A 25,546-nucleotide genomic window follows, 5' to 3' on the forward strand; every position below is an offset into this window, starting at 1 on the left:
CAAGGTGTGGGCGACGACGTCGTCGAGCAGCTCGGGGACTACGAGACGCACTCCTTCAGCGCGCGGGAGCTCGCGGCGCTGCGGTACGCCGACGCGCTGTACTTCGACCACCACGGCATCACCGAGGAACAGTTCACCCAGCTCCGTGCCGTGTTCAGCGAACAGGAGATCGTCGAGCTGACCTGGGTGCTCGTGCAGTTCATCGCGCTCGGCAAGCTCATCTATGTCCTCGGCATCCCGTACGGCGAGGGCCAGCACGAGCTCGACGCGACCGAGAACGACACGCAGGAAGGGGCGACGACATGAACGTGCTCATCACCGGGGGGACCGGCCTGATCGGCTCCCGGATGGCGGAGCGGCTGCTCGACGAGGGCCACCAGGTCGTTCTGCTGGACCGGGTGCCCGACCAGAGCCGGGTGGCGGACCTGCGGGCCCGGCACGGTGACCGCCTGCGGGTGGTGCAGGGCGATGTCCTCAGCTTCGCCAACCTGGGCGACGCGATGCGCGAGGGACCGGTGGACGCGGTCGTGCACCTGGCCTACATGCTCGGTGCCGAGAGCAACGCCCAGCCCCAGGCGGCCACCGAGGTCAACGTCGTGGGGACGCTGAACGTCCTGGAGACCGCGCGGCTGCTCGGGATCGAGCGCGTCGTGATGGCCAGCTCGATCGCGGTCTACGGGAGCGACGCGGAATACCCGGCGGCGGATCTGCCGTTGCGGGAGCACGCGGCGTTGCACGTCGCGCGTGAGCTTCCGGTCTACGGCGGCGGAAAGCTCTACCTGGAGAAGCTGGCCCAGCACTACCGCGACGCCTACGGCATGGTCGTCGTCGGCATGCGCCCGGCCGTGGTCTACGGGTGGGGTCGGCGGACCGGTGCGACAGGCTGGATGTCCGCCCTCGTGGAGGGCCCGGCGCTGGGGCAGCCGGCCTCGGTCGGCTTCGGCACGGCCCGGGTCTCCCTCGTCTACGTCGACGACGTCGCGGAGCAGTTCATCGCGTTGGTGACGGCGCCGCCCGGGGCCTTCACCGACACCTGGTTCTTCAACACCGGCGGCGACACCACGACCGTGCAGGAGGTCGCCGACCTCGTCCGCGAGCTGGTGCCGGGTGCCGACATCGAGGTGACGGCGGACGGCGAGACCGACCTCTACGGCCTGGCCGCCTCGCTGTCGGACGGCGCGATCGAGCAGCTGTCGGGACATCGGCGCCGGTACTCACCGCTGCGCCTGGGATTGCAGCAGTACCTCGACGTGACGCGTCGGCACGCAGTAGATGCCTGACGACATGGCCGAGGACCTGCTGTTCGACGAGGCGGAGCGCGCGCGCCTGGCGCAACGCACCCTGGACCGGGTCCTGGACCGGCTCGACGAGGGGGACGTCGAGGGCGCCCGGACAGCAGCCCGGCACATGTTCAACGAGTTCGAATCGATGCACCGGCTGTACCGCCGCTGGGTGACCGCGACGCTCACCGAGGTGGTCCGGCGATGGGGGCGCGACGCGCTGGCGGAGGTTCTGGAGGCCGGTGTCCGGGCCTGGTGGCTGCCCAACCTGCGCAAGCTCATGGAGGGCACCGACGACGTGGCCCAGCGGGTCCGGTGGTTCGCCAGCGGGCTGCGCGGACACCTGGTCGGTCTCACCGTGCGGGAGGACGCCGAGAAGATCGTGATCGAGATGGCGCCGTGCGGCAGCGGCGGGCGGCTGCTCATGGAAGGTGGCTACACCCCACCGGACGACTTCGCGTCACTGGCTGCCGAGCCGGCCCTCACCTACGGGCTGCCCGACTGCCCGGTCTACTGCGCGCACCAGCCGCTGATGGAGAAGCTGTCGGTCGAGCGGTACGGGCACCCGTTCGTGGTGATCGAACCGGCCGCCTACTGCACCACCCGCCGCCCGGCGGACGTCCCGCCGCCAGAGCTGGCCCGCGAGCACTGCGCCTTCGTCGTCTACAAGGACCCCACGAGAATCCCGGCGCGCTACTACGAGCGCATCGGGCTGACCCCGCCGACCCGAGAGGAATCCCCCCATGTCTGACCTCACCGAGCGCCAGAAGCAGTTGCGCGATCAGTTCATCGCCGAGCGTGGGTACTGGAACCCCTTCTGGGACGGGCTGCTCAACCTGGACGACGAGTTCTTCTCCGCCTACCTGCAGTTCTCCTCCGTACCGTGGAAGACCGGGACGCTCGAGCCCAAGTTCAAGGAGCTCATCTACGTCGCGATCGACGCCTCCACGACGCACCTCTACGAGCCCGGACTGCGCCAGCACATCCGCAACGCCATCAAGTACGGCGCGACCCGCGAGGAGGTGATGGAGGTCCTCGAGCTGGTGAGTGTCCTGGGAATCCACGCCTGCACCATGGGTGTGCCGGTGCTGCTCGAGGAGTTCGCGGCGGCGGAGGCCGAGCAGTCCCCGAGCCCCGAGGCGTGACCGGACGCCCGATGCGAGCGGCAGTCGCGACGGGGCATTCCAGCGAGGACCCCCTGTCCTGCCTGCGGGTCGCCGACCACCCCGTCCCGGTGCCTCGACCGGGGTGGATGAACGTGCAGGTGCGGGCGGCCTCACTGAACCACCACGACCTGTGGACCCTGCGCGGGGTCGGCCTGCTCACGGACCGCTATCCGCGGGTCCTCGGTTGCGACGGCGCCGGGGTCACCGAGGACGGCCGGCGAGTGGTCCTGCACTCCGTCCTGTCCACCCCGTCATTCGGTGAGGAGACGCTCGCCGACGACTTCTCGATCCTGTCCGACCTGGACGACGGCACCTTCGCCGAACAGGTGGCGGTGCCGGAGCGCAACCTCGTCGACCTGCCGGACGCGCTGTCGTTCGAGCAGGCCGCCTGCCTTCCGGTCGCCTATCTGACCGCCTACCGGATGCTGTTCGTCGCCGGCGGGCTGCGGCCGGGGATGCGGGTGCTCGTGCAGGGCGCGGCCGGAGGTGTCACCAGCGCGGCGATCGTGCTGGCGCGCGCCGCCGGCTGCCACGTGAGCGTCACCAGCCGCGACGAGCACAAACGACAGCTCGCGGCCGAGGCAGGGGCGCACGAGGTGTACGAGCCGGGCGCCCGGTTGCGGCGCCGCGTGCACGTCGTGGTCGAGACCGTGGGCGAGGCGACCTGGCGGCACTCCCTGCGGTCCCTCGAGCGGGGCGGGACCGTCGTCGTGTCGGGCGCCACGACCGGCGCCGGCCCTTCGGCGGAGCTGGACCAGATGTTCTACCGGCAGCTTCGCGTGGTCGGGAGCTCGATGGGTTCGCGAGCGGACCTGGAGCAGCTTCTCACCTTCCTGGTGGTGACCGGTGTGCGGCCGCGTATCGACGACGTGCTCCCGCTGGAGCAGGCGCCGGAGGCGTTCCGGCGGATGGCGGAGGGAGCGCTGCTGGGCAAGCTCGTGCTCACCATGCCGCAGGCGACGTAAGCAATCGGAGAGGAACACGCACGTGGGAGAGTTCGTACGTCTCGAGGTTCAGGGCGGGACCGGGGTCGGCACCGTCCGGCTGGACCGGCCGCCGATGAACGCGCTGAACACCCAGCTCTGGACCGAGATCGGCGAGGTGGCTGACGAGGCCGAACGCCGGGACGACGTCCGGGCCGTCGTCCTGTGGGGCGGGCCGAAGATCTTCGCGGCAGGCGCGGACATCAAGGACCTGCAGACCCTGGACTCGCGCGGGTACCGCGAGCTCGGGACCCTGCTGCAGAAAAGCTTCGCGCGGCTCGCCGGCCTGTCCAAGATCACGATCTCCGCGGTGAACGGCTACGCGCTGGGGGGCGGCTGTGAGCTCGCGCTGACCACCGACCTGCGCTACGCCGCAACCGATGCCGTCTTCGGACAGCCGGAGATCCTGCTCGGCATCATCCCCGGTGCGGGCGGGACCCAACGGCTGCAGCGCCTGGTCGGTCTGGGCCGGGCGAAGGAGCTCGTCTACACCGGTCGGCGGGTCGCCGCGGACGAGGCGCTGGCCATCGGCCTGGTCAACGCCGTCTTCCCCGCCGACGAGGTCTACCGACGGGCGGTGGAGGCGGCCGAACGCTTCGCGGCCGGGCCGTACGCGCTCCGGCTGGCCAAGCACGCCCTGGATGCCGGCGGTGAACAGTCGCTCCCGCAGGCGCTCGAGCTGGAGACCGAACTGCTCGCGGCCTGCTTCGGCACCGAGGACGCCACGATCGGTTTCCAGAGCTTTCTGCAGCACGGACCCGGCAAGGCGCAGTTCGTGCAGCGCTGACGGCTACCCGAGCCAGTGCCGAAGGTGCGCAGTCACCGCGTCGGGCTGTTCCCACGTCGAGAGGTGGCCGCAGTCCTCGAGCACGACGAGCTGGGCACCGCCGACGGCGGCGGCCATCTCCTCGTGCACCTCGACGGGGGTGAGGGCGTCCTGGCGGCCGCAGAGCACCAGCGTCGGGACGGTGACGGCCGGCAGCCGGAGGCGGCTGTCGGCGCGCCCGATGATGGCCTCCTGCTGGCGGGCGAACACGTCGACGCCGAGGTGGTGCCCCATGGCATCGAACCTTGTCCGCAGCCCGGCGTCATCGACGTGCGACGGCGCCACCTCGAGCGGCCACAGCTGCTCGAGCACCGGCTCGAGCCCGCGGTCCTGCGCGGTGCGCACCAGGTCACGCCGGTGCGAGGTCTGCTCGGGGCTGTCCGGCCGCGCACTGGTATCGAGCAGGGCCAGCGCCTCGACCCGCTCCGCCGCCCGGCGAAGCACCTCCAACGCGACGTAGCCGCCCATGGACAGCCCCAGCAGGCAGAACCGGTCGGGCGCTGCGGTGAGCACCGCCTGTGCCATCTCGCCGATGCTGCGGGGGCCGGACAGTCTCGGGACGACGACATCGAAGCCGTCCTCGACCAGAGCAGTGCGTTGTGCGGCGAACAGATCCTCGTCGCACATCAGCCCGGGAACCATCACCAGCGTCCGTCGCTCACGCACAGGGGCGAGTATGGCAAGACACGTACGGACCATGTCGAGGAGGACGGTAACGATGAAGCAGCGGGCACTCGGTGTGCAGGGATTGTCGGTCCCTGCCCAAGGGCTGGGATGCATGGGCATGAGCGCCTTCTACGGCGCCTTCGACGATGCCCAGTCGGCGCGAACCCTGGAGCGGGCGCTCGAGCTCGGCGTCACCTTCCTCGACACCGCCGACGCCTACGGCCCCTACACCAACGAGCGGCTCCTGGGCTCGGTCCTGGCGCGGCGCCGCGACGAGGTGGTGCTGGCGACGAAGTTCGGCAACGAGATCGACGACCACGGCGTCCGCACCGGCCGGGTGAACGGCCGGCCCGAGTACGTCCGCGCCTGCATCGACGGCTCGCTGCGCCGGCTGGGCGTCGACGTGATCGACCTGTACTACCAGCACCGCGTGGATCCCGACACGCCGGTGGAGGAGACGTTCGGGGCACTCGGCGAGCTGGTCGCCGACGGCAAGGTGCGTTACCTGGGCATCAGCGAGGCCGCTCCGGACACGATCCGGCGTGCCCACGCGACGGCCGCGCTGTCCGCGGTGCAGACGGAGTACTCGCTGTTCACCCGGGACGTCGAGGACGACGGGGTACTGGCGACCACGCGCGAGCTGGGCATCGGCTTCGTCGCCTATTCCCCGCTCGGGCGGGGTTTCCTGTCCGGCCGGATCCGCTCGGTCGACGACCTCGCCGACGACGACTTCCGCAGGTCCTCGCCGCGGTTCCAGGGTGCGAACTTCGCGAGAAATCTCGAGGTGCTGGACCACGTCATCGCGATCGCCCGGGACAAGGGCGTGACGCCGAGTCAGCTCGCGCTGGCCTGGGTGCTGGCCCGGGGCGAGGACGTCGTGCCCATCCCCGGTACCCGGCGGACCACCAACCTGGAGGAGAACGTGGCTGCTCTGGAGATCGAGCTGACCGCCGACGACCTTGCTGCACTCGAGCGCGCCGCACCGGCCGGTGTCGCCGCCGGTGAGCGTTACGCCCCGCAGGCGATGCGGAACGTGCACCGGTAGTCCCGCGACGGCAGCGGGCCGGTCACGGCGCGCCTGCGGTGGCCGGTGCCCGGGGGGCGGGACGCGTCGGGCGGTTCACCAGGTAGATCCCGGCAGCCACCGCGACGATGCCGACGAGCAGCGTCGGGCGAGCGGCTTCACCCAGAAAGGCGATGCTCAACCCCGAGCTCACCACGGGCACCGCGAAGATCCAGCTGCCCACCGCGCTGGCGGCGCCGCGACGCAGCAGCAGGAACTGCAGGCCGAAGCCCGCGACACCCGCACCGACGCCGGCCACGAGCAGGGCGAACACCAGTGTCCCGCCCCACGCCACCCGGGTCGGCTCGAGCAGGGCCAGCGCGCCCAACGGCACGGCCCCCACCGCGTTCTGCCACAGCAGGACCGGCCACACCGGCACCTCCGGTGACAGCGACTTGAACAGCAGCGTCCCCGTCGTCCAGGAGGCCGCGGCCGCCAGCAGCAGGCCCACCGTCCCGAGCGAGACGTGTCCGTCGAACAGGTGCCCGCTGACCACGACCACCACGCCGGACCACCCGGCGACCAGCCCCAGCGTCTTGCGGGTGGTGAGCGGCTCGTGGAAGGCATAGTGCGCGACCAGGGAGACCAGGAACGGCTGGGCGTACACCACCACCGCGCTGAAGCCGGCCTCGGCACGCACCATGGCGACATGGGTGAACGCGATGAGGCCTGCGACGTTGGTCAGGCCGAGCAGCGCCCCGGTCCACAGAAAGCTCGGACGGCGAAAGACCCGCAGCTCATCGGACGGACGCAGGAACACGACGACGACGGCCAGCACCACTCCTGCGGCGGCCACCCGGAGCAGGCCGAACATCCCGGGGGAGGTCGTCTCCAGACCCACCTTGACAGCGAGGAACGTCCCACCCCAGATGAACCAGAGCAGGACCGCCAGCAGCGGCGTGCTGCTGATCACCCGTCGGCGAGGCGGTACACCGGCGTGTCGTTCTCCTGTCCCACCCGGCGCAGAGCGGTGCCGGGAGCCGGCGGCGTAGCCGGACCCTCGACCCGGCCGAGCGACAGCCCCTCGGTGGTGCGTACGGCGGCGAGCACGTACGGGGCGGTGAAGCCTTCGGGGGCGACCCGGATGACGGTCGCGGCCACGACCTCGAGCTGCTCGTCCACGGTCAGTCGCTCCCCAGGATCGTGACGGTCGCGGTCGCGCCGCAACCACCGAGGTTGTGCGTCAGCCCGATCCGGGCTCCCGGCACGGCCAGCGGGGACGTCTGCCGCAGCTGAGCCACCAGCTCGTGGACCTGGGCCAGTCCGGTGGCGCCCACCGGATGGCCCCGGGACAGCAGGCCACCCCCCGGGTTGACCACGAGGCCCGGCGTCGCCGCGGATGTCGCGCCAGCCTCGACGGCCCGCGCCGCCTCACCCCGGGGGAGCAGGCCGAGGTCCTCGCAGTCGATGATCTCGGCCACCGAGAAGCAGTCGTGCACCTCGGCGACGTCCACGTCCGCCGGGCCGATGCCGGCCTCGGCGTAGGCCAGGTCGGCGGCGGCGACCGTCGCCGGGAAGGTCGTGAGGTCGGCGACGTGCCGCAGTCCGACGGGCCCCGAGGCCTGTGCCGTCGCCAGTACCCGCACCGAGCCCGGCGTGCGGTCGAGGGTGACGACCGCCGCGGCAGCGCCGTCGGCGATCGGCGAGCAGTCCAGCAGCCGCAGGGGGTCGGCGATCAGCCGGCTGCCCACGACGTCGTCGAGCGTGACAGGGGTGCGGAACCTGGCAAGCGGGTTCTTCGCCCCGTGCTCACGGTTCTTCACGGCAACCGCCGCGAGCTGCTCCCGCGTGGTGCCGTACCGGTCCATGTGCGCCTGCGCGACCAGGCCGAAGAACCCCGCGAAGGTGAGCCCGGCGGCCTGGTCGGACGTCGCCTCCAGTGCCTCACTGAGGCCGGCCGTGACCTCGGCCACGGTGTGCCGGCTCATCTGCTCCGCGCCGATGCAGAGCACCGTCCGGGCCATGCCGGCGCGACAGGCCATCGCCCCGTGGCGCAGGGCGATCCCGGCGGACGCGCAGGCACCCTCGACGACCGTCGTGGGCACCGCCGGCAGGCCGAGCTCACGGGCGACGAGCGAGGCCAGCACTCCCTGTCGCTGGAGGGACTGACCGAGAAACGTCCCGAGATAGACGGCGTCGACCGACGCGGCGTCCACACCTGCGTCGGCCAGGGCGTCCTCGGCGGCGCGGACGGCGAGCCCGAGCAGGTCGAGGTCGTCGGAGCGCCCGAAGGCGGTCATCGCCGTTCCGGCTACGTAGGTCATGCGCGTCCCTCACTCCCCGCGGTCTCCGGCACAATCTTTCGACCGACCGGTCGACTGATACTACTGCGCGGCGGGCGGGACCACCATGCCGGTGGGGATGCCGGCGGGATCGGCCGGTGCGGCCCTGGCACCGGCATCGGTCAGCGGTCCGGGGATGCCGCGGAACCGGTAGACCATGACGTCCCGGCCGGCCTGCAGCAGGAAGGCCTGTCCGGTCTCACCGGAGTCGAAGGCGGCCAGCACCGCCCGCCCCGCCACGTCGACCGGGATGATCGGCACGCCGCTCGACTCCAGCGCCGACTTGATGTCGGTGATGATCGCCGTCTCGGCGAAGCCGGGGCAGAAGGCGTTGACCTGGATGCCGTCCGGTGCCAGCGCCGGGCCGAGGGCCCGGACCAGTCCGACCACCGCATGTTTGTTCGCGCCGTAGACCGGGTCGAACGGTGTGCCCGTCAGGCCGGCCATGGAGGCGGTCGCGACGATCGCGCCGCCGCCACGCCGCCGGAGGGCGGGAATCGCGGCGTGCACGCCGTAGACGACCCCGTCGAGGTTGATCCCGTTGGCCCGTCTGTACTTCGCGAGGTCGAAGTCCTCCCCGATGCCGCAGCCGGTCGGGATGCCGGCGTTGAGAAAGACCAGGTCCAGCCCGCCGTGCACCTGCTCGGCCGCCTGCGTCGTCGCGACCACCTGGTCGTGGTCGGACACGTCGCAGCGCAGGAAGGTCGCGCCGAGTTCGGCGGCGACCGCCGCACCGCCGGCCTCGTCGATGTCACAGAGCACGACCGAGTCGCCCCGGCGGACCAGCTGGCGGGCGACCTCCGCACCGAAGCCGGAGGCGCCGCCGGTGACCAGTGCGACGCTCACGTGGCAACTGCTGCCGCGTCCACGGTCAGCCGGGCGATCTGCTCACGGTGCTGGGCGGCGTCGCCGTAGGCCGCCTGCAGCCGCTTGCAGCGCTTGAAGGAGAAGTGCGTGTGGTGCTCCCACGTGTAGCCGATGCCGCCGTGGAACTGGATCATCGCGCTCGTCGCGGCGTCGGCGGCGTCGGCGGCCTTCGCCTTGGCGACCGAGGCGGCCAGTCGCCGGTCCGGGGCGTCCACGTCCGCGGCGTGCGCGGCGTAGGTCGCCGCATGCTCGGCGAACGTGATCGCGATGTGCAGGTCGGCCAGGGCGTGCTGAACGGCCTGGAAGGAGCCGACCGGCTTGCCGAACTGCACCCGCGTCCGGTCGTAGTCCACCGTGTCCGTGAGCGCCTTGCGGGCGATGCCCACCAGGTCGTTGGCCACCAGTACCGCGGCCCGGTCGAGCAGCTCCTGGACGGTCGCTGCGCCGCTGTGCCCGAGCCGGCCGGCGGGGGCGCCGTCCAACGTGACGGTGCCGAGCCGCACGGTGCGGTCCAGCGAGTCCACCGACGTGACGGTCACTCCGGTGCCGCGCGGGTCCACCAGGTAGAGCCCGGTCCCGGCGTCGCTGCCGGCAGCCACGACGAGCACGTCGGCGACCGCGGGGTACTCGACGAGGTCCAGCCGCCCGGACAGCGTGCCCGCCGACGCGGTGGCCGGGGCGGCGGCGGGTGAGGGGGACGAGCCGGGCCGGAGCAGCGCCACCGCCCCCTTGGTCCGGCCGGCGGCCAGCCCGGGCAGCAGCTCGGCCTGCTGCTCCGGCGAGCCGGCCAGCCGGACCGCCTCCGCGACCAGGACGGTCCCGAGCCAGGGGCCGGGCACCGTGCCGGCGCCGAACTCCCGGGCGAGGACGGCGGCGTCGAGCAGGCCCAGGCCGACACCGTCGTGCTCCTCGGGGACGAGGACGGCCAGCCAGCCCTGCTCCCCGAGGGCCTTCCACAGCGGGGCGGGTACGCCGTCGCCACCGGGGTTCTCGTACAGCTCGCGGACCTGCGCGGGCCCGAAGCGGTCGCGGAGGTAGGAGCGCACCGCGTCCTGGAGGGCGCGCTGCTCGTCGGTCAGCTGGAACTGCATGCGCTCTCCTGTGCTAGCGGGGGAGGCCGAGCACGCGCTCGGCGACGACGGTGCGCTGGACCTGCTGTGAGCCGCCCCAGATGGTGCAGCTGCGGGACCACATGGCGGTGGTCGTGAGCTCCTCGAGCGACAGGTCCGGGCGTGGCTTCGGCACCGCGAAGGCGGTGCCGACGACCTTCTCGTAGACGTCGGAGACGCGGCGGAAGGTCTCGGACCACATGATCTTGGTCATCGACGCCTCGAAGCCGAGGTCCCGGCCGTTCGAGGTCTGGGTCAGCACGTGCCAGGAGTGGTACTTCAGGCACTCCAACTCGATGAGCGCGGCGGCGAGCTCCTGGCGCAGCACCGGGTCCTCCACGGCCGGGCGGCCGTCCCTGTCCATCCGGGCGGCGACACCGACGACCTCGTCCCACATCCGGCGGAACTCGGTGTACTGGGCGATCGCGGAGCTGCCGCGTTCGAAGGACAGCAGCAGCATCGCCGTCGCCCAGCCGTTGCCCTCGCCGCCGAGCACGTCGGTCTTCGGGCAGGTGGCGTCGGTGAAGAAGACCTCGCCGAACTCGCTCGCGCCGGTCATCTGCTTGAGCGGGCGCGCCTCGACGCCAAGCTGGTGCATGTCGACCAGCAGCATCGAGATGCCGGCGTGCCGCTTGCCGCCGTCCGGCGTGCCGGTCCGCGCCATCGTGAAGATCTTGTCGCCGTGCAGGGCGTTCGTGGTCCAGATCTTCTGGCCGTTGAGCAGGTACTCCTCGCCCTGCGGCTCGGCCCGCATCGAGATGGCCGCCAGGTCCGAGCCCGCGCCGGGCTCGGAGAAGCCCTGGCACCAGATGGTCTCGCAATGCAGCAGCGGCCGGATGATGTCCCGCTTCTGCGCGTCGGTCCCGATGGCCATGACGGTCGGTGCGAGGAAGGCCAGCCCGAGCGGGTTGACCGTCGACGGCGCCGCCGCCCTGGCCATCTCCTCGTCGTAGATCGCCTTCATCGTCGGTGTGCCGCCACGGCCGCCGTACTCGGTGGGCCACTGGATCCCGGCGAAGCCGGCTGCGGCCTTGCGCGCCTCCCACTCGCGGCGGAGCTCGAAGGACTCGTCGCTGCCCTTGCCGGCCCAGAAGGCGGGTTCGCGCATCTCCGCCGGAAGGTTCGCGTCCAGCCAGGCACGGAGCTCGCGGCGAAAATCCTCGTCCTGGGCGCTGAAGCGCAGGTCCACGGCGGGCCTTCTCTCGGAGGGGGCGGAGGCGACAAAACCGAATGACGTTCTAGCGCATGACGCCGGCCGGTGCCACAGCACCCCCGCGAGCTACCGGCAGACTGCGGAGATGACCGGACCCGATCCCCGTGCCCTGCTCGAGTTGGCCGTCGACCTCGCCCGGCAGGCGGGTGCGCTGGCGCTGTCCATGCACAGCGCCCTGAGCGGCCACGACACCAAGTCCACCCCTACCGACGTGGTGACCGCCGCCGACCGGGCCAGCGAGACCCTGCTCGTCGACGGCATCCGGGCGGCCCGCCCCGGCGACGGCATCCTCGGTGAGGAGGGCGCCGCCGACGTCGGCACCAGCGGGGTGCGCTGGGTGGTCGACCCGATCGACGGCACCGTCAACTACCTCTACGGGCTCCCGCAGTGGGCCGTCTCGATCGGGGTGGAGGTCCAGGGGCGGGCTCAGGCCGGGGTCGTGTTCAACCCCGCGCACGACGAGCTGTTCACCGCCGTACGAGGGGGTGGCGCGGCGCTGAACGGCACCCCGTTGCGGTGCAGCGGCGTGACGGAGCTGGCGCAGGCGCTGGTCGCCACCGGCTTCGGCTACGACGCCGCACGGCGCGCGGCGCAGGCAGCGCTGCTCCCGACCGTGCTGCCGGCGGTGCGTGACCTGCGCCGGATGGGCGCCGGCTCGCTGGACCTGTGCGCGGTCGCCGCCGGGCGGGTGGACGGCTACTACGAGCAGGGCCTGTCGCCGTGGGACATGTCGGCCGGGCTGCTCATCGCCACCGAGGCCGGCGCGCGGGTGGGCGGGCTGCGCGGCGTCGGCCCCGGCGCGCCGATGGTGCTGGCCGCGGCGCCCGGCGTCTACGACGCGCTGCACGACCTGCTCGCCGGCCTGGACGCCGACCGCGACCCGATGGGGTGATCCACGCGAGCTTCGAGGTGGATCCGGGCTCGAGATGCACCTCAAAGCTCGCGTGGATCACGGTTCGCGTGGATCACGGGCGGGCGCGCGGTGGCCCGTCAGCGCAGGACGGCGGCGTAGACCTCGAGCGTCCGGCGGGCGATCGTGTCCCAGCCGAAGTCGGCCACCGCCCGGTCGCGTCCGGCCCGGCCCATCGCGGCGGCGCGCGCAGGGTCGGCCAGCAGCTCCGCCACCGACCCCGCCAGCGCCGCCTCGAAGCCGCGTGGATCGCTCTCGTCGTACGGCACCAGCAGCCCCGTCCCGCCGTCGACGACGACCTCGGGGATGCCGCCGACCGCGCTGGCGACGACTGCCGTCCCGCAGGCCATCGCCTCGAGGTTGACGATCCCCAGCGGCTCGTAGACCGAGGGGCAGACGAAGACGGTCGCGTGCGAGAGCAGCTGCACCACATCGGTTTTCGGCAGCATCTGCGAGATGAGCACGACCCCGCCGCGCGCGGCCTGCAGCTCGGCGACGAGTCGCTCGGTCTCGGCGGCGATCTCCGGCGTGTCCGGCGCGCCGGCGCACAGGACCAGCTGGCCGGGCAGGTCCTTGGCGGCCCGGAGCAGGTGCGCCAACCCCTTCTGCCGGGTGATGCGCCCGACGAACAGGGCGTACGGCACCGCCGGGTCCACGGCGTACCGCTCGAGGACGTCGGTGGCCGCGACCGGCGCGTAGGTGCGTGCGTCGATCCCGTTGTGGACCACGTGTACCCGGTCCGGGTCCAGCTCCGGATAGGACGCGAGGACGTCGCGGGCCATCCCCTGGCTCACTGCGACGACGGCGTCGGCGGCCAGCACCGCCGTCCGTTCTGCCCAGCTCGAGATCGCGTAGCCGCCGCCGAGCTGCTCGGCCTTCCACGGCCGGTGCGGCTCGAGCGAGTGCGTCGTCACGACGTGCGGCAGACCGTGCAGGAGTGCCGACAGGTGTCCGGCCAGGTCGGCGTACCAGGTGTGGGAGTGCACGACGTCGCAGCCACCTGTCCCGGCCGCGATGGACAGGTCCGTGGACAGCACCTGGAGAGCGGGGTTGGCCGAGGCGAGCCGCGGATCCGGGGTGTGGGCCACCGCCCCGTCCTGCGTACCGCCGAAGGAGTGGACGTCCACCTCTGCCCCCTCGGCCCGCAGGAAGCGCACGAGGTGCTCGACGTGGACCCCGGCGCCGCCATAGATCTCGTCGGGCCACTCACGCGTCAGCACGCCGATCCGCATACGGCGAACGTTATCGGGACAGACTCCACGCATGCGCGCGCATCGGGTCCTCGGCATCGTCCTCGCCGGCGGGCAGGGCAAGCGCCTGGCGCCGCTGACCGCCGACCGCGCGAAGCCCGCCGTGCCCTTCGGAGGCATCTACCGCCTGATCGACTTCGTGCTGTCCAACCTGGTGAACGCCGGCTACCTGCGGATCGTGGTGCTGACGCAGTACAAGTCGCACTCGCTCGACCGGCACATCACCACGACCTGGCGGATGTCCGCGCTGCTGGGCAACTACGTGACCCCGGTGCCCGCGCAGCAGCGGCTCGGGCCGCAGTGGTTCCGCGGCTCCGCCGACGCGATCCACCAGTCGCTCAACCTGGTCTACGACGAGGAGCCCGACCACATCGTGGTGTTCGGCGCCGACCACGTCTACCGGATGGATCCCCGGCAGATGGTCGAGCAGCACATCGCCGGCGGTGCGGGGGTGACGGTGGCCGGCCTGCGGGTGCCGCGGGCGGAGGCGCACGGCTTCGGCGTCATCTCGCCGGCGCCGGACGGCCGGCGGATCGAGGCGTTCCTCGAGAAGCCGACGGACCCGCCGGGCCTGCCGGACGACCCCGACACCGTCTACGCGTCCATGGGCAACTACGTCTTCTCCACCGAGGCGTTGCTCGACGCGGTCCGGCGCGACGCCGAGGACGAGGCCTCGGCGCACGACATGGGCGGCAGCATCATCCCGAGCATGGTGGCCGCCGGCGACGCGCAGGTCTACGACTTCTGCGACAACGACGTGCCCGGATCGACCGACCGGGACTGCGGCTACTGGCGCGACGTCGGGACCCTCGACAGCTATTACGACGCACACATGGACCTGGTCTCGATCCATCCGGTGTTCAACCTCTACAACCGGCAGTGGCCGATCCTGACCACCTCGCCCGCCCTGCCACCGGCGAAGTTCGTCTTCGAGGAGGAGGGGCGGGTCGGTCAGGCGGTCGACTCGCTGGTCTCGCAGGGCGTGATCATCTCTGGTGGCCGGGTGCGGCGCTCGGTCGTCTCACCCGGCGTGCGTGTGCACAGCGGGTCCGAGGTGTCGGGCAGCGTGTTGATGGACAATGTCGACGTCGGGCAGGGCGCGGTCGTGCACAAGGCCATCCTCGACAAGAACGTGGTCGTGTGGCCGGGCGCCGAGGTGGGGGTGGACCCGGCACGCGACCGCGCACGTGGATTCACGGTGACCGACAGCGGCATCGTCGTGGTCGGGAAGGGCCAGCAGGTGGTGGCGTAGCCGCCGGGACGGCGTGCGGGTGTGGGGTCCGTACGGTCGGAGGATGTTGCGTCCTGCTCTGCTGACCGTCCTGCTCGGGGCCCTCGCGCTGAGCGTTAACGGGCTGACGCTGCGGGAGGCGCGGGCGCTGCTGCAGACCTCGGCTGAGGCGGGAGCAGGCGACCGGACAGTGCGAGCCCTTGACAGCAGGCGGACGGGAGAGCACCGTTACCGCCGGTAACACTCACTGCCGCCAGACCCAGGAGCGACCTATGCCCGGCTTCACCCTCGAGCTGACCGAGGACCAGACCACGCTGCAGAAGTGGCTGCACGAGTTCTCCGAGAACGTCATCCGCCCGGCGGCCGCCGAATGGGACGAGCGCGAGGAGACGCCCTGGCCGGTGATCCAGGAGGCGGCGCGGGCCGGCATCTACTCGTTGGACTTCTTCGCCAACGCCTGGGCGGACGAGAGCGGCATCAGCCTGCCGATCACGATGGAGGAGCTGTTCTGGGGTGACGCAGGCATCGGCCTGTCGCTCGTCGGCACGACGCTCGGCGTCGCGGGCATCCTGTCCAACGGCACGATGGACCAGATCGGCGAATGGGTGCCGCAGTGCTTCGGTACCGAGGACGACGTCAAGCTGGCGGCCCTGGCCGTCTCCGAGCCCAATGCCGGCTCAGACGTCTCCAGCATGAAGACCACCGCCGTCTACGACCAGGCCCGTGACGAGTGGGTCCTCAACGGCGTCAAGACCTGGATCACCAACGGCGGCATCGCGGACGTGCACGTCGTCGTCGCGGCGGTCGATTCGGCGCTGAAGGCCCGCGGCCAGGCCTCTTTCGTGGTCGGGCCGGAGTTCAAGGGCAAGGGTCTGTCGCAGGGGCAGAAGTTCAAGAAGCACGGCATCCGGGCCAGTCACACCAGCGAGGTCATCCTCGACGACCTGCGCCTGCCCGGTTCGGCGCTGCTGGGGGACAAGAACATCCTCGACGAGCGGCTGGCTCGGGCCCGGGAGCGGGCCGCTGCGCTCGCGCGCGGCGAGCAGGTCCGGAGCACCCGCGCCAAGGGCGGACAGGCCGCCATGGCCACCTTCGAGTCCTCCCGACCGGCCGTCGGCGCGCAGGCGGTGGGCATCGCCCGCGCCGCCTACGAGTACGCGCTGGACTACGCCAGGACGCGTGAGCAGTTCGGTCGCCCCATCGTGGAGAACCAGGGGATCGCGTTCATGCTGGCCGATATGAAGACCAAGCTCGACGCCAGCCGCCTGCTCGTCTGGCGCGCGGCGTGGATGGGCAAGAACAACGTCCCGTTCACGGCGGGCGAGGGCTCGATGAGCAAGCTCTACGCCGGCGAGACCGCCGTAGAGGTGACCGAGAAGGCGATCCAGATCCTGGGCGGCAACGGCTACACCCGGGAGTACCCCGTCGAGCGGTGGCACCGCGACGCGAAGATCTACACCATCTTCGAGGGCACCAGCGAGATCCAGCGGCTCATCATCAGCCGCGCCATCTCCGGGCACCAGATCCCATGAGCCAGGCGCCGGTCCGGCTGCCCGACCGGGCGACCCGCCGCGAGGCCTTGCTCGACGCCGCCGACCGGATCGTGCGGCGGGACGGCCCAGCCGCCTCGATGGCAGCCATCGCCGCCGAGGCCGGCATCACCAAGCCGATCCTCTACCGCCACTTCGGCGACAAGGGCGGCCTGTACGCCGCTCTTGCGGATCGCTACACCGGCCGCCTGCTGGGCATGCTGCAGGAGGCGCTCGAGGTCGGACGCACCCGTCGTGACCGGGTCGAGCGGACGATCGACGCGTACCTGTCGGCCATCGAGGACGAGCCGCAGGTCTACCGCTTCCTGGTGCACTCGGACGAGGCAGCGTCGGCCCAGTCTCAGGTGCGGTCCTTCGCCCGACGGCTGTCGGCGCTGCTCGCCGTCGGCATGGCAGCCGAGACCGGCGTCCCGCCCGTGCGGGCCGCCGCCTGGGCGCACGGCGTCGTCGGGATGGTGCAGGCATCGGGCGAGTGGTGGCTGGACACCGGGGAGTGCACCCGCGCAGAGCTGGTCGCCGAGCTGGCGGATCTGCTGTTCGGTGCGTACGCCACGGCCTGATCGTGGAAGACTGCCGCTGCAGGTCGGTCCAGCAGGAAGCGGGGTGCCAGGTGGTGCGACGGCTGCCCTGGTCCCGTCGCAGTGTCGTCGCGGGCACCCTGCTGCTCCTCGTGCTCGGCGTCGGTGCGGTCGCGCCGCTGGCCGGCGCGCTCGACCCGGTGACCGTCGGCAGCGACGACCGGGTGGTGCTCGGCGATGGCCGCGCCTACGTCCTGCACACGCCGCCGCTGCTGCGGCGTACGCCGCGGCTGGCCGAGGGCCGGCCGGCGATGCTGGTCCTGCACGGGCTGCTGTCCGACCCGGCCGATGCTGCCCGCAGCACCGGCTTCAACGCCCTCGCCGACCGGGACGGCGTGCTGGTGGCCTACCCGGTCGGCGTCCGCCGGTCCTTCAATGCCGGGCTGTGCTGCGGCGAGGCGGTCGCGCAGGAGGTCGACGACGTGGCCTTCCTCACCGACGTGGTCCACGACCTGCGGTCGCGCGGCGCCGGGCGGATCTCCGTCGTCGGCTTCAGCAACGGCGCGATGATGGCCTACCGGCTGGCCTGCGACCGGCCCGACCTGATCGACTCGGTCGGTGTCATGAGCGGCACCCTGGAGATCCCACGCTGTGCGGGCCGGATCCGGGCCCTGCACCTGCACGGGGAGAAGGACACCGCGGTGCCCTACGACGGCGCGGAGTACTCCGAGAAGCTGCGGGCGTTCCTGCGCCCGGTGCCGACGATCCAGGACGCGGCGCCCGGCAGTGACATCACGATCCGCAAGCTGATCGGCTATGGACACCGCTGGACCGAGCCGGGTGACGCGGTGGACGCGACGGCGGAGTTCTGGCGCTTCGGCCGGCTGGCCCCCGGCAGCTGACCCGCCAGCCCCCGGCAGCTGCGGTCGGGAGCGCCGCCGACGGGGCCGCTACCCTCTGGCGCTCGGACGGCCGACCGGCCGTCCGGGCACGGTCAGCGACTGCGGGCACAGAACAGGCCCTCCGGACGTTGTGCACGCGCCGGAGACAAGACGAAGGAGCCCCTGAGCATGGCGACCGACTACGACCAGCCTCGCCGGTCCGACGCCGACGAGCCCGAGGACAGCCTCGAGGAGCTCAAGGCGCGCCGCGCCGAGGCGCAGTCCAGCAGCGTGGACGTCGACGAGGCCGACCTCAACGAGGCGATCGAGCTGCCGGGCGCCGACCTGTCCGGCGAGGAGCTGACGGTCCGCGTCCTACCGAAGCAGAGCGACGAGTTCACCTGCAGCAGCTGCTTCCTCGTGCACCACCGCAGCCAGCTCGACTCCGACAAGGGCGGGCGGCTCATCTGCAAGGAGTGCGCGTAGCCCGATGGGCGGTGAGCTGCTCCGCCGCGAGGAGGTCGGCGAGCTCGTCGGCCGGCTGTCCGAGCGCGACCTCGACGTCGCGGCGCGCGGGCGGCTGCTCGCTCGACTGACCGGGCTGCTCGCCGACGGCTTCCGCGTGTCCGGTGCCCGTGCTGCCGTGTCCGGCCGCTGGCTGGCCGACCTCGTGACCGAGATCGCGCCGCACGTCCCGGTGCGCGACCTGTCCACCCTGCGGGCCCACCACGGCGGGCTGTCCGGGGACGAGCTTGCGGAGGCCCTCGTGCGCGCCGCGACGCTGGCCACCGCCGGAGTCGGGGCGGCCGGCGGCGCCCTGGCCGCCCTCCAGCACGCCGCGCCCCTGACACTGCTCGCCGCACCGGTGCAGCTCACGGCCGAGACGCTGGCAGTCGTCGCGCTTGAGCTGAAGCTGGTCGCCGAGCTGCACGTCGTCTACGGCAAGGCGCCGGTGGGCCCGCCGGCACAGGTGATGGCGGCGTACGTCACTGCCTGGGCGGCCACCCGTGGCCTGGATCCTGCGGCCGGCCTGCCCGCGGTCAGCGTGGTGCTCGCCGCCGCTGCACGCCGGCAGCTGCGCCGTCGCCTGGTTCGCCGGCTGGCCCGCAACGTCTCGACGATGGCACCGTTGCTGACCGGAGCGGTAGCCGGTGCCGAGCTCAACCGGCGCGAGACCCGCGGGCTCGGCGAGGCCCTGGTCGCGGAGCTCCGGCCCTCCCGCGGCTGAACCGCGGGAGGGCCGGAGCACCGCCGGAATCTCACCGCTCGATCTCCGTGGGCAGGGGATCCGGCCGGCACGTCGTATTCAGCACTCGACCGCCGCCCGCCCGCCGAAGGAGCCCTCCGTGCGCCGTTGCCTGCGCCTCACTGCCGCCCTCACCGCGGGCTGCCTCGCGCTGCTCGCGCCGGGCACGGCCCTGGCCGACCACACCGACCCCGGCGCCCCGCTGAGCCCGGTCCTGCCGCAGAGCGGGAGCCCCGCGCTGACCGCGGGGGAGGGGAACTGGACCTTCCTCGGCAACTACGGCCCGATGCAGGGGACCGACCTGGAGGTCTTTCGCAAGAACGGGATCGACTACGTCTCGGCGGGCACCCTGGGCCAGGCGCCGGACGGGACGCCGGGCTTCGTCGGACAGCGCATCCTGCAGCTGACGGACGCCGCCGGCGAGGTCGCGCCGCGGGTTGTCGCCGACCACGGTTCGGCCCGCTGCGCACTCAACACCTCCGCCACGGGGCTGCAGCACGACGTGCAGGCGGTGCCGCGCGTGGAGACCGAGCTGCTCGTCGACACCACCGACGCGATCGGCCGCTGCCACGACACGCCCGGCGGCGGGCTCGAGATCATTGACGTCACCGGACTCGGGACCGACGGCTTCGAGCCGCGCGAGATCGCACTGCTGCGCTTCAACGGCCTGTCCCACACCGTCACGGCAGACGCGACGCGCCCCGGCATCCTCTACAACAACCAGGCGGACTTCGCGGCCACGACCTGGATCGACGTCGTCGACGCACGGTCCTGCCTCGGACTGGCCGGCAGGACACTCGAGCAGAAGCGCGCGCTCTGCAGGCCGGTCGTCACCCGGATCGACTACGCCGACGAGGTCTCCTCCAAAGTTCTCGCCGACGGCACGCTCACCGAACCGGCCAGCTGCCATGACATCACCGCGGCGCCGGACCGGCTCTACTGCGCCGGGCTCAACGCCTCCTTCGTCGTCGACGTCAGCGGCCTGTTCGACGCCAGTGGCAAGGTGCGGGGCACCCCCCTGCCGTGCACCCTGACGGAGGGCACGACCACCGGCGCCACCGTGACCGACTGCGCCCTGAGGCCCGAGGGCGTCACGACGGCGAACCCGACTGCGCAGCAGTCCCTCGACGCCTACGCGGCGCTGGGCAGTCCCGCGGCACAGGGCGCCAGGATCGTCACGACCGTCAACCACCCCGGCCGGGACTGCTCGCCGGTGCCGGCCCTGACCTGCAACACCAACACCGTCGTCCGCTCCGACGAGGGTGTCGCCGTCAGCCACGAGAACGACCCGGCGCTCGGCGGCCGCTTCATGTTCGTGACCGACGAGCGCGGCGGCGGCGTCGTCCCGCCGGGGGCGACCTGCGCGCCGGGACTGGACAACCCCATCGGCAACGGCGGACTGCACGTCTTCGACATCTCCGACCCGGCGAAGCCGGTCTACGCCCGGACCGTCGACGGCAAGAAGGCGATCTTCATCGGCACGTCGCCGACCCCCTCACCGACGTTCTGCACGATCCACGTCATCGAGCAGGTGCCCGGGGAGGCCCGCGTCATCGCCGCCTACTACGACGGCGGCACCAAGATCGTCGACTACACGGTGGACGCCGCCGGCCGGTGGACGTTCACGGAGACGGCGGCCTACCGCCTTCCGGGCGCCAACACGTGGGCCAGTGAGGTCTTCAAGAGCGTGGACCACGGGGACGGGACGAAGACCTACTACTTCGTGAGCAGCAGCTTCGCGCTCGGCGAGGGCACCGCCCGCGGCCTGGACGTCTTCTCCTGGACCGGCCCGTCCAACCTGCTCTCGGCGGCGGTGGTCCAGCCGGGCGGAGCCGCACCGGCACCGGTCGGCGCGCCGCCGGCGCAGGAGCAGCCCGCAGTGGCGGCACCCCCGCCGGGGACCGGCACCGGCACCCTGCCGGCGACCGGAGCCGACCTCGCCCTCGCGGCGCTCGCGCTGCTGGTCCTGCCGCTGGCCTACCTGGTGCGGCGCTGGCGCGGGCGTCAGGACACCGTCACCTGAGCCGGGGACCGTAGCCCGAAGCGGTCCCGGAGGACGGCCCGCTGCCCGGCGTCGGCCCGCGGGACGACGAGCAGCATCGGGCAGCCGTCGCGCACGGCCGTGATGGCGGCCGCCTCGCGGGCCGACAGCTCGTCTGCCCGGTCGACCACGACCAGACCGAGCCGCTCGACCGGAGCAAGGCCCGAGGGCGCTGCGAAGACGAAGTCCGGCTCCGCCGCCTCCGCCCGCATCGCCGCCAGGTCCTGCTCGCCCGGCGGCTGGGCGCGCGTCGCCGGCCGCGCACCGCCGGCCTGCCGCACCCGTGGCGGCGGGAGCGGCACGTCGGGCACCGGCCCGGCCGGCGGCCCCCAGGGCGGGCTCACCCACAGCGTGCGGCCCGGCGTGGCGAGTCCGGCCAGCAGCGCGCCGGATGAGCCACCGCTGCCCGGCCGGGCCACCAGCAGGACGTCCAGGCCGTGCGCCGCGGCCGTGGCCGCCTCCGCCTGGCCCGGCCTGGGCGCCTCGAAGCCGAGCAGCTGGACGGCCTGGTCCACCGGCACGCCGGCCCCGCCGGTACGGACCGGCCAGCGCGGGAACACGCTGGGCGGCCAGAGGTAGGGCAGGTCGTCGGGCTCGCCGCCGAAGATCGGCCGGTAGTGCGCCGGGTCCTTGCGCAGCAGCGACGAGCGGTGCGACAGGTGCAGCGCCTCCAGCCCGAACCACGGCGGCAGCGGCGCCCCGACCGGCTCGGCGCCGCCGGTCCAGGCGAGAAGTTGTGCGGCGACCGTGTCGGCGTAGCCGCGCCGGGTCCACTCCCGGCAGTTGGCCAGGCCGTACTCCACCAGCCCCGGGACGAAGCCGCGCCACATCCGTACCGCCGGGTGGTTCTTCCAGGCGTACGACGGCCAGGTCAGCGCGCGCAGGATCTGAAAGGTCTCGACCCGCTGCTTGCCGAGCCGCCGGTCGTCGAGCACGACGCAGCTGGCCCGCAGGTCGGGATAGGGGAGGAACGTCTGCACCCCCGATCGGTGCCCTACACGTGCTCGAGGAATCCGCGGATCATCGCCATCGTCTCCTCGGGGTGTTCGAACTGCGGGACGTGGCCGCAGTCCTCCAGCACGACCTGCCCGGCGCTCGGCAGGGAGTTGGCGACGTGCCGGGCGAAGGAGGGCGGCACCAGCCGGTCGCGGTCCCCCCAGAGGAACAGCGCCGGCGGGAGCAGCCCCGGCAGCCGCTGCCAGAAGCCGTTCCTGCCGTACGCGTCCTCGAGGTAGATCTGCCGAGCGGCGCTGAAGAAGGCGATCCGGTGGGCGCGGTCACGCAGGACCCGGATCGACTCGTCGGCGGCCGCGTCGTACCACGAGCGGGGCAGCCGGTCCGGGTCGCTGAACATCGCGCGGATGCCCTCGACGACCAGCCGATGGCTCTGCGGCACCGGGAGGCGGGCCAACTCGGGGGAGGCGAAGCGCACCAGCGGCACCCACTGGCGCAGCCGCCGGAAGGCCGGCGAGGGCGTCAGCAACACCAGGGCGCGGACCGAGCCGGGCTGCGCCAGGCCGCACTCCAGCGCCACCCGGCCGCCCAGGCTGTTGCCGACGAGGACGGCACCGCGGCTGCCGGTGGCCCGCTGGAAGGCCTGCACCCAGGCGGCGAACCAGGCAGCGTTGTACGGCACCCGCGGCGCGGCGCTCGCGCCGAAGCCGGGCAGATCGGGGGCCAGCACGCGGTGGTCGACGGCCAGGTCGCCGAGGACCGGCAGCACGCTGGCGTTGGTGGCGCCCAGTCCGTGCAGCAGCAGGACCGGCGGGGCGTCCTCGGCGCCGGCCTCGAGATAGCCGGTCCGCACACCCATCGCGGTCGTCTCGAGCGCGCGGGCGAAGTGGGCCGGCCGGACCGGGTCCTCGGGGGAGAAGAGCCCGTCCAGCTGGAGGGCCAGCGCGAGGTCGCCACGCACCGTGAGCCGTTCGTCGAGGAAGGCGGCGACGCCGGAGGTGGTGCCGCGGACGACCTCCGCGAGGGTGTCGGCCCCGCTGCGGACGACGAGCGTGGGGCGGGGCGTGACGCCGCGCCGGGCCCGGCCGCGGCCGGCGTCGATCTCGACGGTCCACACGCCGCCGTCGGTCGCGTCGAAGACGATCGTGGCGGTGCGTCGCTCCAGGACGGTGCCCTCGAGGCCGCGTCGCAGCCGGCTGGTCAGCAGCGCGTCGAGGTCTGCGCCGAGGGCGGAGGCCACGGTGGTCATCGGCTTGACGCTACCCAGCAGCCGCTGGAGGTACCTGCGGCAGGTCGCCGGTCACAGTGGCGAAGCCTCCACGGGGTCGCCCGCTGGGGAGAACTCAGGACCGGGCGCGCCGACCGCCCGGTCCCTCCAGCCCCTGCGGCGCCTTGCCCGTCAGCTTCATCTTCGCGGTCGCGGTGCCGCGGGTGGCCAGCAGCCGCGCGACGCCCAGGGCGATGCCGCTCGCGGCGGCCCACGACACGGCCTCGGCCCACGGCGTGCCGGGCGCTGCCGGCGAACTGGGCGGGTCGGTGTGCCTGGTCCTGTGCCACACGGTGCTGATGAGCTTGTCACTGACCTTGCGCGCCACGAGCCCGGTCGCGATGCCCACCAGCTTCGATCCGATCGCCATCGTCCGGTCCCTCTCGCTCGCCCCTGGTCGTCCCAGCGGCCCCTGCCCGCGACCGGTGTGGCGGACACGTGCGCGCAGCGCTCTCGTCGGCTGCGTGCTGCTCATGCACCAGCGCGGCGGTCAGCGCCTGCGGGTCGCGGGTACCCACCAGCCAGTAGGGGGTGTCGTCTTCCGGGTCCGCGACCTGCACCCGCACCGAGCGGGGCAGCCAGGCGCGGGTGACGACGTAGGCCCGTGGCTCGGCCAGCGGGCCGCGGACCCGCCGGGTGGCCTCGCGGTCCAGCGGCGTGACGGCTCCGACGTGTGCGAGCGGGATCCTGGCCCCCGGGACGTGCAGCACCCCCTCCGCCACCTGGACCCGGCCGCGGGAGGCCAGCGCGACGCCCGTCAGCGCGAGCACCGGCAACAGGGCATACGGCAGCACGGCGCGGGGACCGTCCCCGCCACCGTGGAGGGCGGCCGCCCCGAGTAGCGCCAGGCCGAGCGCACCGGCCCACCACAGGGACGGCGCGACGAGCCTTTCCTCGTAGTCGCTCACAGACGTGCCTTCCGGTCGGGTCGCGGTGCCGACGGTACGGCGGGGCGCGGGTACGGTCGTTCCCGGCCCGATCCCGGGCCAACGAGCGCGAGGAGGGCGGTGCACCGGTGCTCGAGGTCTCCGTGCGCCGACTCGACCCGGAGGTCCCCCTGCCGGGCTACGCCCACCCCGGCGACGCGGGCTGTGACCTGGTCACCACCCAGGACGCGGACGTCGCGCCGGGGGAGCGGGTCGTCCTGCGGACCGGCCTCGCGCTGGCGCTCCCCGAGGGATACGCCGCCTTCGTCCACCCGCGTTCCGGGCTGGCCGCACACCACGGGGTGTCGCTGGTGAACGCTCCGGGCACGATCGACGCCGGTTACCGGGGCGAGGTCCAGATGATCGTCATCAACCACGACCCCCGGCAGGTGCTGCGGCTGCGGCGCATGGACCGGGTCGCCCAGCTGGTCGTCCAGCGGGTGGAGCACGTCGTGTGGCGTGAGGAGGTCGGCGAGCTGCCGCCGTCCGCACGCGGCACGGGCGGGCACGGCTCCACCGGACGCCGTGCCGCCGCAGCAGGAACTGGAGGGTGAGCGTGTTCCGTCGCCGAAAGAACGAGCCGGCCGCCTCGACCGAGCCGGACGCCTCGAACGAGCAGGCCGTCGAGGCGGCTTCCGAGGAGCTGCCGATCGAGGATCTGCTGCCCGCGCAAGCCCCTCCGCAGGGTCCCTGGGACGAGGCCGACGCGCCGGAGGACGAGCTGAACCGGATCGACCTCGGGGGGCTGCGGGTGCCCGTCCTGCCCGACACCGAGGTCCGGGTCGACGTCAGCCCGGAGGGTGAGGTGGTCGCAGCCACCCTCGTCCAGGGGCAGAGCGCGATGCAGGTCAACGCCTTCGCCGCGCCGCGCCGCTCCGGCATCTGGGCGGAGGTGCGCAGCGAGATCGCCGAGGCGCTGCGCGCCAGCGGCGGAGGGGCCACCGACGGGGAGGGCCCGTACGGCGCCGAGCTGCACGCCCAGGTCCCGACCGAGGTCCCGGACGGCGGCGGCACGGCCCTCGCTCCCGCCCGCTTCGTCGGCATCGACGGGCCGCGGTGGTTCCTGCGCGCGCTCATCACCGGGCCGGGCGCCACCGACGTCGAGGCGGCCGAACCGCTGCTCGCCGCGCTGCGCCGCGTCGTCGTCGTGCGCGGCGGCGAGGCGATGGCGGTGCGTGACCCGTTGCCGCTGCGGCTGCCCAAGGAGGTCGCGGCCGCGGCGACCGCCTCCGCCTCGGCGGAGTCGGCGCCGCTTCCGCCGCCCGAACGCGGCCCCGAGATCAGCGAGCTGCGCTGATCCGGACGTAGGCTGTCCCC

At 72.8% G+C, this 25,546-nt stretch carries 29 protein-coding genes; 17 read left to right on the forward strand and 12 right to left on the reverse strand.

Annotated elements, in window-relative coordinates; genetic code table 11:
• The first annotated feature begins 6 nt into the window (after positions 1-6).
• Genes WD794_07530 through WD794_07555 form a run of 6 tightly spaced genes read left to right on the forward strand, consistent with a single transcriptional unit; the run spans position 7 to position 4,216 of the window.
• Positions 7-306 carry a hypothetical protein gene (locus WD794_07530; GenBank protein ID MEX2290159.1) on the forward strand — a complete coding sequence of 100 codons (300 nt, stop codon included), beginning with the start codon at positions 7-9 and terminating at the stop codon, positions 304-306.
• Positions 303-1,280, forward strand: coding sequence for an NAD(P)-dependent oxidoreductase (locus WD794_07535; GenBank protein MEX2290160.1), 978 nt, complete (start codon positions 303-305; stop codon positions 1,278-1,280). The genes WD794_07530 and WD794_07535 overlap by 4 nt, the downstream gene beginning before the upstream one ends.
• Positions 1,273-2,031 carry a hypothetical protein gene (locus WD794_07540; GenBank protein MEX2290161.1) on the forward strand — a complete coding sequence of 253 codons (759 nt, stop codon included), beginning with the start codon at positions 1,273-1,275 and terminating at the stop codon, positions 2,029-2,031. The genes WD794_07535 and WD794_07540 overlap by 8 nt, the downstream gene beginning before the upstream one ends.
• A complete protein-coding gene (locus WD794_07545; protein ID MEX2290162.1) occupies positions 2,024-2,425 on the forward strand; it encodes a carboxymuconolactone decarboxylase family protein in 402 nt (133 codons plus the stop codon). Before WD794_07540 ends, WD794_07545 begins: the two co-directional genes overlap by 8 nt.
• Positions 2,426-2,436: 11 nt before the next feature.
• Complete coding sequence (locus WD794_07550; protein ID MEX2290163.1) at positions 2,437-3,411, forward strand: zinc-binding dehydrogenase; 975 nt, start codon at positions 2,437-2,439, stop codon at positions 3,409-3,411.
• Positions 3,412-3,433: 22 nt separating this feature from the next.
• A complete protein-coding gene (locus WD794_07555) occupies positions 3,434-4,216 on the forward strand; it encodes an enoyl-CoA hydratase/isomerase family protein (protein MEX2290164.1) in 783 nt (260 codons plus the stop codon).
• A 3-nt stretch (positions 4,217-4,219) separates the two neighbouring features.
• On the opposite strand, the gene WD794_07560 is transcribed toward WD794_07555, so the two are convergent.
• Entirely contained in the window at positions 4,220-4,921 is a 702-nt protein-coding gene (locus tag WD794_07560) for an alpha/beta fold hydrolase (GenBank protein MEX2290165.1), read from the reverse strand.
• Positions 4,922-4,973: 52 nt separating this feature from the next.
• On the opposite strand from WD794_07560, the gene WD794_07565 reads away from it, so the two are divergent.
• Positions 4,974-5,966 (forward strand): aldo/keto reductase, encoded by a 993-nt coding sequence (locus WD794_07565; protein MEX2290166.1) that lies wholly within the window; start codon positions 4,974-4,976, stop codon positions 5,964-5,966.
• 22 nt (positions 5,967-5,988) lie between these two features.
• Here the strand turns inward: WD794_07565 and WD794_07570 are convergent, their stop codons facing one another.
• The 6 genes from WD794_07570 to WD794_07595 are packed head-to-tail and all read right to left on the reverse strand — an operon-like array spanning position 5,989 to position 11,431.
• Complete coding sequence (locus WD794_07570; GenBank protein ID MEX2290167.1) at positions 5,989-6,897, reverse strand: DMT family transporter; 909 nt, start codon at positions 6,895-6,897, stop codon at positions 5,989-5,991.
• Positions 6,894-7,106: an OB-fold domain-containing protein gene (locus WD794_07575; GenBank protein ID MEX2290168.1), complete on the reverse strand. Its 213-nt coding sequence runs from the start codon at positions 7,104-7,106 to the stop codon at positions 6,894-6,896. The genes WD794_07570 and WD794_07575 overlap by 4 nt, the downstream gene beginning before the upstream one ends.
• A 2-nt stretch (positions 7,107-7,108) precedes the next feature.
• Positions 7,109-8,248, reverse strand: a complete 1,140-nt coding sequence (locus WD794_07580; protein MEX2290169.1) for a thiolase family protein — start codon at positions 8,246-8,248, stop codon at positions 7,109-7,111.
• Positions 8,249-8,308: 60 nt separating this feature from the next.
• On the reverse strand, positions 8,309-9,112 hold the full coding sequence (locus tag WD794_07585; protein ID MEX2290170.1) for an SDR family NAD(P)-dependent oxidoreductase: 804 nt from the start codon (positions 9,110-9,112) through the stop codon (positions 8,309-8,311).
• Positions 9,109-10,224 carry an acyl-CoA dehydrogenase family protein gene (locus tag WD794_07590; GenBank protein ID MEX2290171.1) on the reverse strand — a complete coding sequence of 372 codons (1,116 nt, stop codon included), beginning with the start codon at positions 10,222-10,224 and terminating at the stop codon, positions 9,109-9,111. Before WD794_07590 ends, WD794_07585 begins: the two co-directional genes overlap by 4 nt.
• A gap of 13 nt (positions 10,225-10,237) precedes the next feature.
• Positions 10,238-11,431, reverse strand: a complete 1,194-nt coding sequence (locus WD794_07595) for an acyl-CoA dehydrogenase family protein (GenBank protein ID MEX2290172.1) — start codon at positions 11,429-11,431, stop codon at positions 10,238-10,240.
• A 109-nt stretch (positions 11,432-11,540) separates the two neighbouring features.
• Here WD794_07595 and WD794_07600 point away from each other — a divergent pair, with 109 nt between their 5' ends.
• Positions 11,541-12,347 carry an inositol monophosphatase family protein gene (locus tag WD794_07600; protein MEX2290173.1) on the forward strand — a complete coding sequence of 269 codons (807 nt, stop codon included), beginning with the start codon at positions 11,541-11,543 and terminating at the stop codon, positions 12,345-12,347.
• Between the two features lie 98 nt (positions 12,348-12,445).
• Here the strand turns inward: WD794_07600 and glgA are convergent, their stop codons facing one another.
• On the reverse strand, positions 12,446-13,597 hold the full coding sequence (gene glgA / locus WD794_07605; protein ID MEX2290174.1) for a glycogen synthase: 1,152 nt from the start codon (positions 13,595-13,597) through the stop codon (positions 12,446-12,448).
• A 31-nt stretch (positions 13,598-13,628) separates the two neighbouring features.
• Between glgA and glgC the strand changes: the two genes are divergently transcribed.
• From glgC to WD794_07640, 7 genes are all read left to right on the forward strand, one after another.
• The gene (glgC, locus tag WD794_07610; protein MEX2290175.1) at positions 13,629-14,867 is read left to right on the forward strand and encodes a glucose-1-phosphate adenylyltransferase; all 1,239 of its coding nucleotides are present in this window, start codon (positions 13,629-13,631) and stop codon (positions 14,865-14,867) included.
• 251 nt (positions 14,868-15,118) lie between these two features.
• A complete protein-coding gene (locus WD794_07615) occupies positions 15,119-16,378 on the forward strand; it encodes an acyl-CoA dehydrogenase family protein (protein MEX2290176.1) in 1,260 nt (419 codons plus the stop codon).
• Positions 16,375-16,956 (forward strand): TetR family transcriptional regulator, encoded by a 582-nt coding sequence (locus WD794_07620; GenBank protein MEX2290177.1) that lies wholly within the window; start codon positions 16,375-16,377, stop codon positions 16,954-16,956. Before WD794_07615 ends, WD794_07620 begins: the two co-directional genes overlap by 4 nt.
• Before the next feature lie 53 nt (positions 16,957-17,009).
• Entirely contained in the window at positions 17,010-17,816 is an 807-nt protein-coding gene (locus WD794_07625; GenBank protein MEX2290178.1) for a PHB depolymerase family esterase, read from the forward strand.
• A 168-nt stretch (positions 17,817-17,984) separates the two neighbouring features.
• Positions 17,985-18,281, forward strand: a complete 297-nt coding sequence (locus tag WD794_07630) for a DUF4193 domain-containing protein (protein MEX2290179.1) — start codon at positions 17,985-17,987, stop codon at positions 18,279-18,281.
• A 4-nt stretch (positions 18,282-18,285) separates the two neighbouring features.
• Positions 18,286-19,023, forward strand: a complete 738-nt coding sequence (locus tag WD794_07635) for a hypothetical protein (GenBank protein MEX2290180.1) — start codon at positions 18,286-18,288, stop codon at positions 19,021-19,023.
• A 118-nt stretch (positions 19,024-19,141) separates the two neighbouring features.
• Positions 19,142-21,064 carry a hypothetical protein gene (locus WD794_07640; GenBank protein MEX2290181.1) on the forward strand — a complete coding sequence of 641 codons (1,923 nt, stop codon included), beginning with the start codon at positions 19,142-19,144 and terminating at the stop codon, positions 21,062-21,064.
• On the opposite strand, the gene WD794_07645 is transcribed toward WD794_07640, so the two are convergent.
• The 4 genes from WD794_07645 to WD794_07660 form a co-directional block, all read right to left on the reverse strand.
• On the reverse strand, positions 21,046-22,062 hold the full coding sequence (locus WD794_07645; protein MEX2290182.1) for an MSMEG_6728 family protein: 1,017 nt from the start codon (positions 22,060-22,062) through the stop codon (positions 21,046-21,048). The genes WD794_07640 and WD794_07645 overlap by 19 nt on opposite strands.
• A gap of 14 nt (positions 22,063-22,076) precedes the next feature.
• Complete coding sequence (locus WD794_07650; protein ID MEX2290183.1) at positions 22,077-23,285, reverse strand: alpha/beta fold hydrolase; 1,209 nt, start codon at positions 23,283-23,285, stop codon at positions 22,077-22,079.
• A gap of 94 nt (positions 23,286-23,379) precedes the next feature.
• Positions 23,380-23,673, reverse strand: a complete 294-nt coding sequence (locus WD794_07655) for a DUF4235 domain-containing protein (GenBank protein ID MEX2290184.1) — start codon at positions 23,671-23,673, stop codon at positions 23,380-23,382.
• Positions 23,612-24,211 carry a DUF3093 domain-containing protein gene (locus tag WD794_07660; protein MEX2290185.1) on the reverse strand — a complete coding sequence of 200 codons (600 nt, stop codon included), beginning with the start codon at positions 24,209-24,211 and terminating at the stop codon, positions 23,612-23,614. The genes WD794_07655 and WD794_07660 overlap by 62 nt, the downstream gene beginning before the upstream one ends.
• A gap of 107 nt (positions 24,212-24,318) precedes the next feature.
• On the opposite strand from WD794_07660, the gene dut reads away from it, so the two are divergent.
• Together dut and WD794_07670 are read left to right on the forward strand one after the other, a co-directional pair.
• A complete protein-coding gene (dut, locus tag WD794_07665) occupies positions 24,319-24,783 on the forward strand; it encodes a dUTP diphosphatase (protein ID MEX2290186.1) in 465 nt (154 codons plus the stop codon).
• Positions 24,784-24,785: 2 nt separating this feature from the next.
• The gene (locus WD794_07670; protein MEX2290187.1) at positions 24,786-25,526 is read left to right on the forward strand and encodes a DUF3710 domain-containing protein; all 741 of its coding nucleotides are present in this window, start codon (positions 24,786-24,788) and stop codon (positions 25,524-25,526) included.
• Positions 25,527-25,546 lie beyond the last annotated feature (20 nt).

It is taken from the genome of Mycobacteriales bacterium (genome assembly GCA_040902655.1).
Lineage (GTDB): Bacteria > Actinomycetota > Actinomycetes > Mycobacteriales > SCTD01 > SCTD01.